The sequence below is a fragment of the Saccharothrix sp. NBAS 001 genome (genome assembly GCF_056640475.1).
Window position 1 is genome coordinate 4,396,410 of sequence record NZ_CM153251.1, and the last position, 16,078, is coordinate 4,412,487.

The 16,078-nt window shown below is 71.0% G+C and carries 11 protein-coding genes; 5 read left to right on the top strand and 6 right to left on the bottom strand.

Translation table 11 applies throughout. The annotated features are described in order from the left end of the window. Positions 1-302: 302 nt before the first annotated feature. Positions 303-1,067, top strand: a complete 765-nt coding sequence (locus AC0HI0_RS18150) for an AfsR/SARP family transcriptional regulator (RefSeq protein WP_480933559.1) — start codon at positions 303-305, stop codon at positions 1,065-1,067. Here AC0HI0_RS18150 and AC0HI0_RS18155 read toward each other — a convergent pair. From AC0HI0_RS18155 to AC0HI0_RS18165, 3 genes are read right to left on the bottom strand one after another with little or no spacing between them, the layout of a single operon-like run. Continuing rightward, positions 1,027-2,553, bottom strand: a complete 1,527-nt coding sequence (locus AC0HI0_RS18155; RefSeq protein WP_480933560.1) for an activator-dependent family glycosyltransferase — start codon at positions 2,551-2,553, stop codon at positions 1,027-1,029. The two genes, AC0HI0_RS18150 and AC0HI0_RS18155, sit on opposite strands and share 41 nt — an antisense overlap. A gap of 38 nt (positions 2,554-2,591) precedes the next feature. Continuing rightward, positions 2,592-3,359, bottom strand: a complete 768-nt coding sequence (locus AC0HI0_RS18160; protein ID WP_480933561.1) for a class I SAM-dependent methyltransferase — start codon at positions 3,357-3,359, stop codon at positions 2,592-2,594. A 37-nt stretch (positions 3,360-3,396) separates the two neighbouring features. Beyond that, positions 3,397-4,692: an activator-dependent family glycosyltransferase gene (locus tag AC0HI0_RS18165; protein WP_480933562.1), complete on the bottom strand. Its 1,296-nt coding sequence runs from the start codon at positions 4,690-4,692 to the stop codon at positions 3,397-3,399. Between the two features lie 293 nt (positions 4,693-4,985). Here AC0HI0_RS18165 and AC0HI0_RS18170 point away from each other — a divergent pair, with 293 nt between their 5' ends. Then, positions 4,986-5,918, top strand: coding sequence for an aldo/keto reductase (locus AC0HI0_RS18170; RefSeq protein WP_480934322.1), 933 nt, complete (start codon positions 4,986-4,988; stop codon positions 5,916-5,918). Between the two features lie 190 nt (positions 5,919-6,108). Here the strand turns inward: AC0HI0_RS18170 and AC0HI0_RS18175 are convergent, their stop codons facing one another. Then, entirely contained in the window at positions 6,109-7,077 is a 969-nt protein-coding gene (locus tag AC0HI0_RS18175) for a TetR/AcrR family transcriptional regulator (protein ID WP_480933563.1), read from the bottom strand. Between the two features lie 86 nt (positions 7,078-7,163). On the opposite strand from AC0HI0_RS18175, the gene AC0HI0_RS18180 reads away from it, so the two are divergent. From AC0HI0_RS18180 to AC0HI0_RS18190, 3 genes are read left to right on the top strand one after another with little or no spacing between them, the layout of a single operon-like run. Continuing rightward, a complete protein-coding gene (locus tag AC0HI0_RS18180) occupies positions 7,164-8,105 on the top strand; it encodes an ATP-binding cassette domain-containing protein (protein ID WP_480933564.1) in 942 nt (313 codons plus the stop codon). Then, positions 8,105-8,926 carry an ABC transporter permease gene (locus AC0HI0_RS18185; RefSeq protein ID WP_480933565.1) on the top strand — a complete coding sequence of 274 codons (822 nt, stop codon included), beginning with the start codon at positions 8,105-8,107 and terminating at the stop codon, positions 8,924-8,926. The genes AC0HI0_RS18180 and AC0HI0_RS18185 overlap by 1 nt, the downstream gene beginning before the upstream one ends. A 46-nt stretch (positions 8,927-8,972) precedes the next feature. Beyond that, on the top strand, positions 8,973-10,058 hold the full coding sequence (locus AC0HI0_RS18190; RefSeq protein WP_480933566.1) for an NAD-dependent epimerase/dehydratase family protein: 1,086 nt from the start codon (positions 8,973-8,975) through the stop codon (positions 10,056-10,058). 7 nt (positions 10,059-10,065) lie between these two features. Here AC0HI0_RS18190 and AC0HI0_RS18195 read toward each other — a convergent pair whose 3' ends face one another. Together AC0HI0_RS18195 and AC0HI0_RS18200 are read right to left on the bottom strand one after the other, a co-directional pair. Continuing rightward, the gene (locus AC0HI0_RS18195; protein ID WP_480933567.1) at positions 10,066-14,775 is read right to left on the bottom strand and encodes an amino acid adenylation domain-containing protein; all 4,710 of its coding nucleotides are present in this window, start codon (positions 14,773-14,775) and stop codon (positions 10,066-10,068) included. A 23-nt stretch (positions 14,776-14,798) separates the two neighbouring features. Next, positions 14,799-16,019, bottom strand: coding sequence for a cytochrome P450 (locus AC0HI0_RS18200; RefSeq protein ID WP_480933568.1), 1,221 nt, complete (start codon positions 16,017-16,019; stop codon positions 14,799-14,801). Positions 16,020-16,078: the final 59 nt, after the last annotated feature.

Sequence of the window (16,078 nt, forward strand, 5' to 3'; positions counted from 1 at the left end):
CGCACTCCGACGGCGACACATCCCCGCCACCGGCGCCGCAGCCGGGACCTCCCGGGGTGGCTGTCCCGCCGACAGGACGCCGGACGCGTGATGCATTTCGCCCGGTATTGGCCGACCTGAGGTATGTTCGAGCCACGAAAGCAATTCGACGCGAAGCCTCGACGGTTCTCGAATTTCCAGGCCCGAACGGTACCGAGGTACGCACCGGAATCCCGTTAATTCCGTTCCGCTTTCACCACTGCCGTGACGAACAATCAGGAACCGGCCCCGGCGAACAACGCTTGAGATTGTGGGAGGTCGCAGTGCGATACGAGATCCTGGGACCGCTCCGGGTCATCGACGGACTGAACACGAGCACCATCAAGCCGCAGAAGGTGAAGTTCCTGCTGATCGCCCTGGTCATCCGCGCCGGGCAGGTCGTGAGCACGGACCAGCTCATCAAGGAGATCTGGGGCGAGGAGCCGCCGAAGAGCGCGACGGCGAGTCTCTACGTGTACATCTCGCAGATCCGCAAGTTGCTCCGCCACGCGGGGACGGCGGAGGGTCCGGTTCTCACCCGGCCGCCGGGATACGTGCTGACCCTGGGGGACGACAGCCTCGACCTCCACGACTTCACGCACCTGCTGAAGGAGGGCCGCGGCCACCTCAGGAGCAGGCGCTTCGAGGCGGCCGTGCGCGCGTTCGAGGGTGCACTCGCCCTCTGCCGCGGGCAGGCCGCGACAGCCCGCGGACCCATCCTCCAGGGCTTCCACATCTGGCTCCACGAGGCCGAACTGGAGTGCAAGGAGAGCTTGATGGACGCGCGCCTGGCCATGGGACGGCACCGCGAACTCGTCAGCGACCTCTACCTCCTGAGCACCGAGCACCCCATGCGGGAATCGTTCCACCGGCAGCTCATGCTGGCCCTGCACCGCAGCGGCTGCCGCAGCGACGCGCTGGCCGTGTACCAGCGGGTCCGCCAGACCCTCAGGGACGAACTGGGCGTCGAGCCCGGATCGGCGCTCAAGGACATCCAGCGGGTGATCCTCACGGACGAGGCGCCGGTCGGGACCCGAAGCGGTCGGTGAGCGCTTCCAGTTCCGGGACGACCCCGGCCGGCGTCGGCTGAGCCAGCAACTCCGCACGCAACCGCTCCGCCCCCTCACGGAACGCCGGATCGTCCAACAACCGCACCACGCTCTCCCGGATCCGCACACCACTCAGCTCCTCCGGCTCGTCACCGGCGATCCACAACCCCGCACCGGCCCGCTCCGTGCGCGGACCCCGCTCACCGATGTCCGGCACGACCCGACTGACCATCAGCTGGGGTACGCCATGCGCGATCGAGTCCAGGTACAGGCCCGGGCCACCGTGGTGGATCACCGCCGAGCACGACGGGACCACGACGTGCAGCGGTACGAACGTCACCATCCTCGTGTTGTCGGGAACGCGCCCGAGCATCTCCTGGAACCGCTCCGGCAGGGTGATGACCAGCTCGACGTCGAGGTCGGCGAGGGCGTCCACCATCTCCCGCAACTGCTCGACGGACAGCGCTTGGTGCCGCTCGGCGTGTTCGAGGCTCACGCCGAAGGTGGCCAGGACCCGACGCCTCGGCGAATCCGCCCGCAGCCAACCAGGCACCACCGCAGGCCCGTTGTACGGCACATACCCCACCGCAACCCGCGGCACGTCCTGCTCCAACAACATCGAACCCACCATCTGATCGACCGTGAAATGCCCCGTCACCATCTCCTCGGAAAACCCCACGCCATACTTCTGCGCCCACCCCCCGAGCCAATCCCCCAACGCGTCCTCACGACCCTGCGGCTCCTGCAACTCCCGCAACCGCAGGAAATGCCGACGCATCCGCCCGTCCACGTTGGCACCGAGCAGGAAACGTCCGTGCGCGGCACCCACCGCGGTGGCCGCGATCGAGCCGGCGTAGCTCACCGAGTCCCAGATCACCAGGTCGGGCCGCCACCACCGGCAGTACTCCACGAGGTCCTCGACCATCGAGTCGTTCATGGCCGCGTTGGTCATCCGCGACCCGCGGAACGCCCAGCGCAGACGCTCCCAGGTGAGTTCTTCCTCGCGGTTCTCGGACAGGTCGGTCAGCAGGTCGCCCCGCTCCGCGAGCTCCTGCACCTGCGCGAGCGCCGCGTCGTCCATCATCTCCTCCAGCTTGTCGAAGATGGACTGGTCGGATCCGACGGGAACCGCGGTCAGGCCGGCGCCCGCGATGACGTCCCGCAGCTCCGGCCCGCTCGCCACCCGGACCTCGTGTCCTGCCACGTGCATCGCCCAGGCCATGGGCGCGAGGAGGTTGAGGTGGCTGCGTACGGGGATGACGACGAACACGACGCGCATAGCGATCACTACCTCCGTGGGAAAGCCCGTCCGCACACCTTCGCCGACCTGGTCGAGCACCTGGCGGCGGATACCGTGTTCCAGACCTGTAAGGACATCCGCCCGTCCACTCGTCCGAACAGTCCAAGTAAGCAGCATCGGCCTTGAGGGGCGCTTGGCCGTTTCTTGCCCGGTCGAACCCGACCGCCTCGACGATTCCCGCGGCACCTTCTCCGCGACGACGAGGCGGGCACGGGTTCACGCCGTCAGCGGGTGCCCCAGCGCAGGTAGGTGACGGGCGGTTCGCGCACGGTCAGGTGGTGCAGGACCACGTCCTGACCGCAGACCTCGCGGAACGCAGCGGTTTCCCCCGGCCACTTGGGGTGGGCGAACTCGTCGAACGCGACGATGCTCCCCGTGGTGAGGTAGGGGAGGATGCTCTTGAGCACATCGCGCGTGGGCGCGTACAGATCCATGTCGAAGTAGGCCATCGCGATGACCGTCTGCGGGTTTTCCTCAAGGTACGCCGGGACTGTCTCGCGGGCGTCGCCCTCGATGACGAACGTGCGCTGCACGTGGCCGGTGGGTTCGCCGACCTCGTGCGCGGCCAGCACTTCGCGGAGGTGGTCGGGGTAGGCCGTGCCGAACCTCCCGACCACCGCGCTGGGGCTGACCTCGTCGACCGGGTCGACGTCGGGGAAGCCGGTGAAGGTGTCGAAACCGATGATCCGCCGCACGGAGTTGTAGGGCTCGTACACACCGCGCAGCGCGGTGAGCGTGGCCAGGTGCCTGCCGTGCAGCACCCCGAACTCCATGATCACACCGGGTACGTCGCGGACCTGGCGGTAGAGCTCGTCCATGCACAGCAGATCGCCCAGCTGGAGCCGACGCAGGTAGACCGGGAGGTTGTCGATCAAGTACTCGGGCGGGATCGGGGATTTGGACAGCAGCGTCGCCAACCGCTCACGTGCCTCGCGTTCGTTCCCCGACTCGTGCGGGACCAGGCGCGGGTCGGTGTAATTGGTGTCGGTCATGTCCGTCCTCATCTTCTGGTAGTGGTCTCCTGACAGCTCAACGAGATCGGTAGCGCTCCGCCATCCGCTCCAGCTCTCGGACGACCTGCCCGGGTGCGGGTTGGGCGGCCCACTCCCGGCGCAGCCGCTCGGCGCCATCTCGGAAACCGGGCTCACCCAGCAGCCGCACGACATCGTCGCGGAGCCGGGACCCCGTCATCTCGGCCTGCGGGATCCACAGCCCCGCCCCGGCCTTCTCCAGCAGCGGACCGCGCTCCTCGATGTCCGGACAGACCCGGCCGACCATGAGCTGCGGCACCAGGTGCGCGATCGCTTCCATGAACGACGGCGTCGATCCATTGTGGATCACCGCGGAGCACGAGGAGGTGATGACGCTCAGCGCGACGAACTCCACCAGCCTGGTGTTGTCGGGCACCGGCCCCAACTCCTGCTGGAGCTTCCGGGACAGCGTGACGACCAGCTCGACGTCCAGGTCGGCCATCGCGTCCACCATGTCCCGCAGCTGCCGGACCGACAGTGCCTGATAGGTCGCGCCCTGCTGCTGGCTCACCCCGAACGTGGCCAGGACCCTCGGTCGCCGCGGGTCCGCGCGGAGCCAGTCCGGCACGACGGCAGGCCCGTTGTAGGGGACGTAGCGCATGGGAACGACCGGAACCTCCTGCTCCAGGCGCATGGAACCCAGCATGTGGTCGACGGTGAAGTGCCCGGTGACCACCTCCTCGGAGAAGGACGCCCCGTACTTGCGCACCCATCCCCCCAACCAGTCCGCGAGCGCGTCCGGCCGGTCGCCGGGCGGTTGCTGCGCGCGCACCCGCAGGAAGTTGCGGCGGAACCTGGCGTCGAGATCCATTTCGGTGGGCATGCGCGCCTGGGCCGCGCCCACCACGGTGGCGGCGACCGAACCGGCGTAGCTCAGGTAGTTCCAGAGCACCAGATCGGGCTTCCACCACCGGCAGTACGCCACCAGGTCCTCGATCATCGAGTCGTTCATGATCTTCTGGATCTCGGTGAGGAACATGCTCAGCCACGGCAGGCGGTCCCAGGTGAGCTTCTCCTCGCGGTGCTCGGCGAAGTCGTAGAGCATGTCGTCCTGGTGCTCCAGGTTCGCCATGGCCTGCCGCGCCAGCGGGCTGTTCATCTGCGCCAACTTCTGCTGGAACGGCACGGCGGAGCCGACCGGAACCGCCGTCAGGCCCGAACCCGTGATGACGTCGGTCAGTTCCGGACCGCTGGCCACGCGCACTTCGTGCCCCGCCGTCTGAAGCGCCCAGCACAGGGGAACGGCGGGCTGGAAGTGCGTCCGCCAGGGGAATGTTACGTACAGAACGCGCATTTCCGTGCACCCCTCTGTCGAGACCGGCTCCCGGAGTTCATACCTGAACCACGCAGTTGGAGCACCCCTGTCCCGCCGACGGGACAGGGGTCAGGGCCAACTCAACCGCACTGTTCCGGTGTCCCCTGTCGCGACCGCCGATCCGACCGGCAGCATAGAGATGGACAACAGCGCGAACAATCATCAGGTTGCCCGCGAGAACCCCTGGCAGTATCGTCGGAAGGATCGCCGTGAATCAGCCCGAACTGTACGCCAGACTGGGGCGCAACGGGTTGACCGTGAGCCGACTCGCAGTGGGCACGGTCAATTTCGGCGGACGCGTCGAGGAATTCGATGCCTACCGTTTGATGGATTACGCGTTGGAACGTGGCATCAATCTGGTGGACACGGCCGACGCCTACGGGTGGCGGGTCCACCAGGGCTACACCGAAGAGGTCATCGGGCGCTGGATGCGCAAGGGTGGCACGCGCGACGACGTCGTGCTCGCCACCAAGGTCGGCTCACCGATGGGCGACGGCCCGAACGACCGCGGCCTGTCGGCGCGGCACATCATTTCCGCGTGCGAGGCTTCCCTGCGCAGGCTCGACACCGAGTGGATCGACCTCTACCAGCTGCACCGGATGGACCGTGCGGTCCCCTGGGACGAGATCTGGCGCGCCATGGACATCCTGGTCACCCAGGGGAAGGTGCGGTACATCGGCTCGTCCAACGCCGCGGGCTGGGACCTCGCCGCCGCCCAGGAACGCGCGACGCACCGCGGTGCGCCCGGGCTGGCCTCCGAGCAGTGCCTGTACAACCTGCTGGTACGGCACCCGGAGCTGGAGGTGATCCCGGCCGCCCGCGCCTACGACATCGGGGTGTTGGTGTGGTCTCCGCTGCACGGCGGGGCGCTGGGCGGGGCGTTGCGCAAGATCGCCGAGGGCACCGCCGTCAAGTCCGCCCAGGGGCGCGCCGTGCCCGTGCTGGAGGCGCACCGCCCGGTGATCGAGGAGTACGAGCGGTTCTGCGCCGACATCGACCGCGATCCCGCCGAGGTCGGCATGGCGTGGGTGTTGCAGCGCCCAGGCGTGACCTCCCTGGTCATCGGGCCTCGGACCCCGGAGCACGTCGACGGCGCGCTGCGCGCGCTGCACCAGCCGTTGTCCGATGTGGAGCTTGAGCGGCTCGACGCGCTTTTCCCCCCGGTCGGGCACGGCGGTCCCGCACCTGACGCCTGGCTCGACTGATCGCGCCGGGGGTGTGCCCGGCGATGCCGTGGCGATCACGGCGTGGAGGACGACCGCCGGCCGGGAGGCGCACACCGGCCAAGTGCGGCCCTTGGCTCGATCCTTCTGCCGCAAGGGGGAATGATCGAGCCGAGGGCCTCCCCCGTGATCGGCAAGTGCCCCGTGGACCACGCGGGCGCTGGAACTCGGCCTACCGGGGCGCCGCCGCACCCTGTTGCCGGTTGCGGTAGGCGCGCTGTTGGCACGCCCGTGAGCAGTACAGGCGGGGCCGCCCGGATTCGGCGCTGGGGACGGCTCCACCACACGTCGCGCACGCGCCGGGCCGCGCAGTTTCGTCACGATCGGCCGGTTGATCCCCCGTTTCGTCACGCACGACCCTGAGCACGCGGGGCGGGGTGGCCGAAGGACGGTCCTGGCCGCCGGTCCGTGACGAAATGCCGGCCATCAGGGGGAGGGCTGCGGCGATGCAGTCCAGGACCCGGTCCAGCCCGTAGCGAAACCGGTCGTCGTAGTCCAGCAGCAGCTGACCCGCCTCGGTCACGATCTTGGCGAAGATCGGGTACTCCCCGCTCGCCAGCAGCTCCTGGACGCGCGGGAGCATCCGCGACATGAACTCCACCTCGCTCAGACCGCTGCTGCGGATCTCCGCCGAGGCGATGACCTCCTCGCGGACGACACCCTCGACGTAGCTGTTCAGGATGGCCATGAGCGCCAGGTTCTCGTCGATGGAGACGTGGGGGTCGAGGGCGCCCATCACCCGCTCGATCAAGCGCAGCTGGTTGGGGCCGTGACCGGGCAGCACCCGGTTCACCGTGGCGATCCACGGGTGCCGCAGCCACATCGCCCGCGTCTGGTGCGCGTAGTGCGCCAGGTCGCTGCGCCAGTCCCCGGAGGGCAGGCCCGCGATGTCGATCTCGCCCATCAACCGGTCGGCCATCAGCTCGATGAGGTCGTCCCGGCTCGGGACGTACCGGTAGAGCGACATCGTGCCCGCGCCGATCTCGGCGGCGATCCGCCGCATGGTGGCGGCCTCCAGACCCTCGACGTCCGCGATCCGTATCGCGGCTTCGGTGATCTGGGCGCGGCTGTAGACCGGCTTGCGCCCGCGCGCGACGCGCTCGGGCCGCATCCAGATGCTCACGTACTCGGCGCCGGCCATGATCTCGTCACCTCCACAGTTGCGTACATGGTACCCGATGCCCTACCGTTCTCCCGAACGCGTACACGGTACCCATTGGAGTGACCATGACAGAACCGATCGTGGTCGCCGAGGGGCTGCACAAGTCCTTCGGCGACACCCATGCCTTAAGGGGCCTGGATTTGAGCGTCAGCCGCGGCAAGGTCTGCGGGATGCTGGGGCCGAACGGCGCGGGCAAGACCACCGCCATCCGGATCTTCGCGACCCTGTCGGATCCCGACAGCGGATACGCCAGGGTCGCGGGCTACGACGTCGTCCGCGACGCCGACAAGGTTCGCGGTCGGATCGGTCTTGCGGGCCAGTACGCGGCAGTGGACGAGAAGCTCAGCGGCCGCAACAACCTGGTGATGTTCGGGCGCCTCTACCACCTGTCCCGAGCCGACGCCCGGCGCCGGGCCGACGAACTGCTGGAGCGCTTCGGGCTGGTCGACGCCGCGGACCGCCCGGTCGCGGGCTACTCGGGCGGCATGCGGCGCCGCCTCGACCTGATCACGTGCCTCATCCAGCGTCCCGACGTGCTGTTCCTGGACGAGCCGACCACCGGCCTGGACCCGCGCAGCCGGGGCGAGATCTGGGAGAGCATCCGCGAACTCGTCGCCGGCGGGACCACCGTGCTGCTCACCACCCAGTACCTGGACGAGGCCGACCAGCTGGCCGACGAGATCATCGTCATCGACCACGGGCGGGTCATCGCCACGGGTACGCCCGACGAGCTCAAGGCCCTGGTCGGGGAGCAGCTGCAGGTCGTCATCGACGACCCTACCACCCTGGGTCGGGCCTCGACCGTGCTCGGCGAGCTGGCCGGGTCCTCTCCGACGACCGTCGGTGACGACCAGCTCAGCGTCGCGCTGCCCGGCGGCACGTACAAGCTCATCGACATCGTGCGCATGCTCGACCGCGCCGGAGTCGACGCCGCCGACGTGCGGTTGCGCCGCCCCACCCTCGACGAGGTGTTCCTGCGCCTCACCGACCAGAAGGAGCACGTGTGATGACCACCGGCACCTCACCGGCGGGCCGGCTGCGGTGGGCGTTCACCGACGGGTGGACGCTGATCGGGCGCGAACTGCTGCGGCTGCGCCAGGAGCCCGGGCAGATCATCGCGGCGCTGTCGTTCCCGGTCGTCATGGTCGTGCTGTTCGGCTACGTGTTCGGCAGTGCGATCCAGGTGCCGGGCGGTGGCGACTACCGCGAGTTCCTCATCCCCGGCCTCTTCGCGATGGTGACCTTCACGACGGTGCAGGGCGTCATGGGCCGGATGGCCAACGACGTCTCCCTCGGCGTGATGGACCGGTTCAAGTCCATGCCGATGGCGCGCCTCGCGGTGCCGTTCAGCCACACCGGCGCGGACTTCGTGTCCGGTGTGCTCCTCCTGGCCGCCATGGCGGGAACCGGCCTGCTGGTGGGCTGGTCGCCGCACCTGGGCCTGCTGCCCACGGTCGAGGGGTTCCTCTTGCTGCTGCTGATGCGGTACGCGCTGAGCTGGGTCGGCGTCTACGTGGGCCTGGTGGCGAAGAACGAGCAGATGGTCGCTCAACTGGCGGTGCTGTTCCTGCCGGTGACGATGCTGTCCAACGCCTTCGTCCCGACCGACGGCATGCCGACGTGGTTGCGGGTCGTGGCGGAGTGGAACCCGGTGAGCGCGTTGACGGCCGCCAGCCGCGAGTTGTTCGGCAACCCAGGGCTCGCGGCGTCCCCGGACCGGGCCTGGCCGATGGAACACCCCGTCGCGACCTCCCTGCTGTGGTCGGCCGTCCTGCTGCTGGTGCTCGCTCCGCTCTCCCTGCGCGCCTACTCGCGACGGGGGCGATGACCGTGCGGGTCGCCCGCGCGGGTAGGCGTGACGAAAGGTGGATCTGATGCGGGTTCTGGTCACCGGCGGAGCCGGGTTCATCGGGACGCGGGTGGCGGCGGCGCTGCTGGCCTCGGGGCACGAGGTCAGGGTGCTCGACGCGCTGCTGCCGAGTGTGCACTCCGGTCCGCCGGACCTCCCGCCCGACGTCGAGTTCGTCGAGGGCGACATCCGCGACGACGACGTGCTGCGGTCGGCGCTGCGGGACGTCGACGCGGTCAGCCACCACGCCGCGATGGTGGGGCGCGGGCGCGAGATCCGCGACGTCGCGGAGTTCTCGTCCTGCAACGACCTGGGCACCGCGAAACTGATCGTGGCGATGACCGAGGTCGGCGTGGACCGGCTCGTCCACGCGAGTTCGGTGGCGGTCTACGGGGAGGGCCGCTACCGGTGCGCCGAGCACGGGCTGGTGCGGCCCGGGCGCAGGCTCGTCGAGGATCTCCGGGCAGGCCGCTTCGAGCCGCGCTGCCCCGAGGGCCACCAAGCGGAGTTGACGGCCGAACCGATCGAGGAGACCGACTTCGTCGCGCCCGTGTACAGCGTCTACGCGGGTACGAAAGCGACGCAGGAGCACCTCATCGCCGCCTGGGCGACGGAGACCGGGTGCAGTGCCGTGGCGCTGCGCTACTTCTGCGTGTACGGACCCGACATGCCGTTCGACAGCCCGTACACGGGAGTTGCCGGGATCTTCCGGTCGGACGTCATCGCGGGACGCGCCCCGAGGGTCTACGAGGACGGGCGTTCGCTTCGTGACTACGTCCACGTCGACGACGTGGCATCGGCCAACGTCGCCGCGCTGGGTCGCGACGAGGCGGGCTTCCGCACGTACAACGTCTCGGGCGGCCGACCGCACACGGTCCACGAGGTCGCCGCGGCGCTGTCCACCGAGGTGGGCGGCCCGTCGCCGGTCGTGAGCGGTGAGTTCCGCGCCGCCGACGCCCGGCACGTGTTCGGCTCGCCCGCCCGACTGGCACGCGAGCTGGATTGGCGGCCGACCGTCGACTTCGCCTCCGGGATGCGGGAGTTCGCCGTCGCCCCGATGCGGGAGCGGGCCGTCCCCGCGGTCGGTTCGCCGATCCCAGCCCGGTTCTGACCCGGCCTCAGGACGTCGCCAGGTCGTGCAGGCGACGCCGCGGGTCGACAGCGATGTCCTGGAGCACCCGGCCCAGGAGTGCGGCCACCTGTTCCGCCCAAGGGCGGCGGAACAGGTGGCGCTGGTACTGCAGTCGCAGGCGCAGGTGGGCGCCGTCCGGGTAGGCGAAGACGGTCACCGGGAAGTGGCTCAGCGTGTGCAGGCCGATGTCGGTGACGGTGACGCCCGCCGCCTCGCCCGCCGCTGCGACGCGTTCGCGATCGAGGGGGAACGACTCGAAGGCGACCAGCGTGTCGGACAGGGCGGGCAGCCCGGCAGCCCGCTGGATCCCGGTGAACCCGTGGTGGTGGTGGCCGATCAGCGCGCCCTGCCGGTTCTGCAGGCCGGTCAGGACGTGGGCCACGTCGGCGTCCGGTGTGCACGAGACGCGCACCGCGACGGTGTTGACGAACGCGCCGACGATGGCCTCCACCCCGGGCAGCTCGGCCGGACGCCCGGCCGTCGCCGCCGCCAGCACCACGTCCTCACGACCGGTGAGGCGGCTCAGGACGATGGCCCAGGCGCCCTGCACCAGCGTGTTCAGCGTGACCCCCAGCCCGGCGGCGCGGCGCGGCAGCGAGCGGGCGGCGGGAGCGGGCAGCGGGACGTCGACGCGATCGACGTCCGCGCCGTTCACGGCCGGCGCGGCACCGGGCGCGAGCAACGTCGGCCCACTCAGCCCGGCCAGCTCCGCGGCCCACACGCGGGCGGACTCCCGGGGGTCCTGCCGGGCCAGCCAGGTCAGGTAGTCGCGGTAGCTGCGCGGCGGGGGCAGTGCCGTCGCGTCGCCCCGCCGGTCGTAGAGGTGCAGCAGGTCCTGGACGAGCAGCGACAGGCACCAGCCGTCGATGTTGGCGTGATGGGCGGTGATGACCAGCTCGTGGCGATCGGCGGCAAGGGTCAGCAGTGCCACGCGCAGCATCGGGGGCAGGCCCGGGTCGAGCCGCTGCGCGAGGTCGTCGGCCGCGAAGCGGTCGTGCTCCCGCTGCCGCACGAGCGGGTCGAGGCCGCTGAGGTCGCGGTGCAGCCACGGCAGTTCGACGTCGTCCACGACGAGCCGGACGAGGTCTCCGTCCGGGCCCGGCTCGTACGCCGCCCGCAACGCGGCGTGCCGGTCCACGACGGCCTGCGCGGCGACCCGCATCCGGGCGGGATCGACCGGACCGGACAGGCGCAGCGCGTACTGGACCTGGTACGTGTCGATCCCGGCACCGGCTTCCCGGCCCATCATCGAGTGCACGAGCAGACCCATCGGCGTCGGCGGCACCGGCCAGACGTCGGACAGGCCCGGGAAGCGGTCCGTCCAGTCGTCGAGTTCGTCCTGGTCGACGGCGACGAGCGGGACGTCCGACGGGGTCAGGCCGCCGGAGCCGGGTCGGGCGACGTGCCGGGCCAGCGCTTCGAGGGCCCGGTGCCACGTGTCGGCCAGGTCCCGCGCCCGCTCGGCCGGGAGGACGTCCTCCCGGCAGACGAACCGCGCCCCCAGGCGGAGACCGTCGGCGGAGTCGGTGACGGTCACCTCGACGTCGATCCCGCCGTCCGGGAACGAGCGCCGGCCCGGGTCCGGTTCCACGGGCTCGGCCGGCAGACCCTCGGCACCGAAGTACCCCCGGTAGCGCAACGAGATCTGCCCGCTCCCGTACCGCGCGAGGACGGCGGCGGTCGACGGGTTGAGGTGGCGCAGGAGTCCGTATCCGATGCCCCGGTCGGGGAGGCTCCGCACCTGCTCCTTGACGGTCTTGAGGATCTCGCCCGCTGCCGGTCCGCCCGCGAACGCCTCGTCCAGGTCGGCCTCCGCGATGTCCAAGCGGACCGGAGCGGTGCCGGTCAGCGGACCCACGGTGCGGGACAGGTCGGTGCCGGGCACCGCGGCTTCCGCCCGGCCCGGCACCTGGCTGCGGATCAGCAGCGGCAGCGCCCCTGCCGGGCGCCCGGCCCGCTGTTGCCCCACCACCTCCGTCACCGCCATGGCCAGGGCCGCGAGCAGGCCGTCCTCGACGCGGCAGCGGTAGGCGGCGGGGAGGTCGTTCAAGAGGGCCTCGGTGGTCGCGGCCGCCAGCCGGACACGGGTCTCGGACAGCGGGGGCGCGCCCTCCCCCGCCGTCTCCTCCACCGCCGTCCCCTCCGCGACCGGCCGACTGCGTGGCCCGAGCATCAGGACGGGAGGCTCGACGACTGCGCGCCACCGGTCGAGTTCGGCGACCCGTTCGGGGCGCGCCGCCTCCCGCACCAGTGCCCGCGCCCACCGGTGCACCGGAGTGGCCACCGGGGCCGGCACGGGGAGCCTGCCGTTCCGGATCTGCCGCCAGGCGGTCGCCAGATCGGAGATCAGGATGCGCCAGGAATCGTCGTCGACGACGAGGTCGTGCAGCACCACCAGGAGCTGCCCGGAACGGCCCGCCCCGGCGTCGAACCAGACGAACTGCGCCATGACACCCGCCGCCGGGTCCAGCCGTCGCGCGGCGGCGGCCAGCCCGGTCCGGAGCAGGCCGGGTCCGTCCTGCGCGCCCTCCCCCGGAGGGCCGACGCGACGGATCAGCGCGTCAACGTCCACGGTGCTCGGCGCGGCCACGACGAACCCGTCGCACTCGGCATCCGCCAGGCGGGCGCGCAGCATGTCGTGGTGGTCGATCACGGCGCGCACGCCCGAGGCGATCCGGGTCCGGTCCACGCCCGACGGCACTCCCAGCAACATCGCCTGAAACCGGGGCCGCGGACCGCTGTCGCGCGGCGGCCGGGTCGCCGGGAGGTGCGGCAGCCACCGCGCTCCCGCGTCCTCCGCCTCGTCGAACGGCGCGTCGGCGGAGCGCGGCGTCGCGGCGACCGCCTCGGCGAGGGTGGCCACCGTGCGGAGTTCGAAGATCTGCCGGGCGCCGACCTCCACCCCCCTGGCCCGGGCCGCGGCGATGACCCGCAGGGACTGGATGCTGTCCCCGCCGAGCGAGAAGAAGTCGTCGTCCACGCCGACCGGGCCCGCCGCGAGCACCTCGCCGAACGCCTCGGCGAGCGCGACCTCCACGGGGGAACCGGGCGGCCGGTACGCGGCACCGCGGAACTCGGGCCGGGGCAGCGCCGACCGGTCCACCTTGCCGTTCGGGGTCAGCGGCACCTCGTCGATGACGGTCACGGAGCCCGGCACCATGCCCTCCGGCAGCCGCGTGAGCAGGAACGAGCGCAACTCCGCGGCATCGAGCCCCCGCTCCAGGGTGAGCGAGCCCGTCGTGCCGTGCCGCTCCGCCCCGGCGTCGTCAGCGGGCACCGCGACCACGTAGGCGACCAACTGCCTGCCCCGGCCGTCCCCGCCGTCGTAGGCGGCGGCCACGGCCCTGCGGACCCGCGGGTGCGCCGCCAGGGCCGCCTCCACCTCGCCCAGCTCGATCCGCCTGCCCCGCACCTTGATCTGGTCGTCGCTGCGGCCCAGGTGCTCCAACTGCCCGTCCGCGCCGACCCGCACGACGTCCCCGGTGCGGTACATCCGTGCGCCCACCGGGCCGAACGGATCGGCCACGAACCGCGTCGCGGTCAGCGCCGTGCGCCCCAGGTACCCGCGAGCCAAGCCCGGACCGGCGAGGTACAGCTCGCCCGCACGTCCGTCGATCCGCGGTTCGAGCCGGTCGTCGAGCACGTACGTCCTGGCGTCCGTCATCGCCGTGCCGATCGGCACCGCACCGTTGACGAGGGGGCCGCTGAACGTGGCCCACACCGTGGCCTCGGTCGGCCCGTACGCGTTGATGAACGTCCGCCCAGGACCCCATTGGGTGACCAACGCCGGCGTGCACGCCTCGCCGCCGATCACCAGGACCCGCAGGCTGTCCAACGTCGCCGTGGCGCCCGGGGGCACGGTGTCCAGCACGCTGGGCGGCAGCGTCGCATGGGTGACCCCGTGCTCGGCCATCACCTCGGCCAGGTCGGCCCCGAGCAGGTAGTCCTGGTGCGGCACCACCAGCGCCGCCCCCGTGGTCAGCGCCAGCACCAGGTCCCACACCGACATGTCGAAACTCAACGAGGCGAACTGCAGCACCCGGGCACCCAGCGCACCCTCGGGACCACACGCGCGCAGAGCCTCGACCCGGAGCGCGGCGAGCCCCTCGTGCGTCACCGCGACGCCTTTGGGCCTGCCGGTCGAGCCCGAGGTGTAGATGACGTACGCGGTGTTCGCCGGGCGCAGCGTTGCCGACCGGTCCGCGTCGGTCGGATCCGTCGTCGACGCCCGCTGCCAGGCAGCGAGCGTCGACGGGGCGTCCACCGGCACGGTCTCCGCACGTGGGCGGGCGGGCAGCTGCCGGGCCAGGTCCAGGGTGGTCAGCACGATCGCGGGGTCCGCGTCGTCGGCCATGTGGGCGATCCGCTCCCGCGGGTAGCCCGGATCCCACGGCAGGTACGCCGCCCCCGCCTTGAGGATGCCGAGCAGCACCGCGATCAGCTCCCCGGAACGCGGCATCGCCACCGCCACGAGGTGCTCGACGCCGATCCCCCGACCGATCAGCCAGTGCGCGATCCGGTTCGCGCGGACGTTCAGCTCGTCGTAGGTCCAGTCGTGCCCGGCGGAAACGATCGCCGGTGCCCACGGCGTTTCCCGGACCTGCGCCTCGAACAGTTCCGGAAAGGTGGCCGGGGAAACGGTCGCGCCCGCGCCGGGTGGGACGACCGGGGCGGCTCCACCTCGTGGGTCGTTCACGGGTTCTCCCGATGTGTCACGCGCTATGCGGCCGGGCGCAGGTGGACGGGCAGGCTGCTGTAGCCGTGCAGGAAGTTGGAGTGGATCGGCTTGGCCTCGCCGTTCGGCACAGCCTCGGCGACGTGCGTGCGCAGTGCGACGAGCACCGCGGACAGCTCGGCGCGGCCCAGGAAGGCACCGGGGCAGAAGTGCGGCCCGTACCCGAACGACACGTGCCTGTTGGGGGTGCGGCCGAGGTCGAAGGTGCCGGGATCGGCGAAGACCGCCTCGTCGTAGTTGGCCGAGCTGGTCCACAGCGTCACGACGTCGCCTGCCCGCACGGTCCGGCCGCCGATCTCGACGTCCTGGAGGGCGCGCCGCCCGAAGTGCATGGCGGGAGAGACCCAGCGCAGCACCTCCTCGACCGCGACGTCCACGTCGACCTCGCCGGACTTCAGCCGGCGCCACTGCTGCGGGTGGTCGATCAGCTCGCGCATCCCGCAGATCATCGAGAGCCTGCTGGTCTCGTCGCCGCCGATGATGACGCTGTAGCAGTTGAGGATGATCTCCTGCTCGGTCAGCGGCTCGCCGTCGATCGTGCTCGTCGCCAGGACGCTCACCACGTCGTCGCGCGGGTCCGCGCGCCGCTCCTCGGCCAAGTCGGAGAAGTAGAAGAGCAGCTCGTTGCGGGCGACCAGCGCCTCCTCGGCGGGTTGGCCCTGTTCTTCGGTGCTCAGCGCCTCCTTCGTCAGGGACAGCAGGTAGTCCCGGTCGGCGGCGGGCACCCCGAGCAGGTCGGCGATGGTGGCCATCGGGATGTGCTCGGCGACGTCGCGGGCGAAGTCGCAGTCACCGCTCTCGACGGCGTGGCGGACCAGGCGGTCGGCGCGTTCCACCACCCCGGCGAGGACCGGCTCCAGCACCCTGGGTGCGAAGGCCTTCAGCACGATGTTGCGCAACTCGCGGTGCCGACGGCCGTCGGTGACCGCCAGCATCTTGCCCGCGGCGGAGTCGCCACCCTCCAGGAGCGTCGTCAGCACGTTGCCGCGTTCGGAGGTGAACCGCCGGTTGTCCCGGTAGACGCTCATGACGTCGTCATAGCGCGAGAGCACCCAGAATCCGGGCACGGCGTGGCCGGACACCTCGTGCCAGTGGACGGGGCTCTCCGCCCGGAACCGGCGCCACATGTCCACCAGTTCGTTACCGGGCACCAGGAAGGTCTGCGGGTCGGTGAGGTCGATGTCGTCGACGGTCGACGTGGTCATGGTCGGGTCCCCAAGGCAGGTCGGAATCGTTGGTGCGGCGGTCCTGTCACCAGGACACG

What these genes read in the sequence shown, in the direction of transcription:
- AC0HI0_RS18160 (WP_480933561.1), bottom strand. Translation starts at nt 3,359, where the DNA reads ATGACCGACACCAATTACACCGACCCGCGCCTGGTCCCGCACGAGTCG.
- AC0HI0_RS18190 (WP_480933566.1), top strand. Translation starts at nt 8,973, where the DNA reads ATGCGGGTTCTGGTCACCGGCGGAGCCGGGTTCATCGGGACGCGGGTG.
- AC0HI0_RS18200 (WP_480933568.1), bottom strand. Translation starts at nt 16,019, where the DNA reads ATGACCACGTCGACCGTCGACGACATCGACCTCACCGACCCGCAGACC.
- AC0HI0_RS18180 (WP_480933564.1), top strand. Translation starts at nt 7,164, where the DNA reads ATGACAGAACCGATCGTGGTCGCCGAGGGGCTGCACAAGTCCTTCGGC.
- AC0HI0_RS18165 (WP_480933562.1), bottom strand. Translation starts at nt 4,692, where the DNA reads ATGCGCGTTCTGTACGTAACATTCCCCTGGCGGACGCACTTCCAGCCC.
- AC0HI0_RS18185 (WP_480933565.1), top strand. Translation starts at nt 8,105, where the DNA reads ATGACCACCGGCACCTCACCGGCGGGCCGGCTGCGGTGGGCGTTCACC.
- AC0HI0_RS18175 (WP_480933563.1), bottom strand. Translation starts at nt 7,077, where the DNA reads ATGGCCGGCGCCGAGTACGTGAGCATCTGGATGCGGCCCGAGCGCGTC.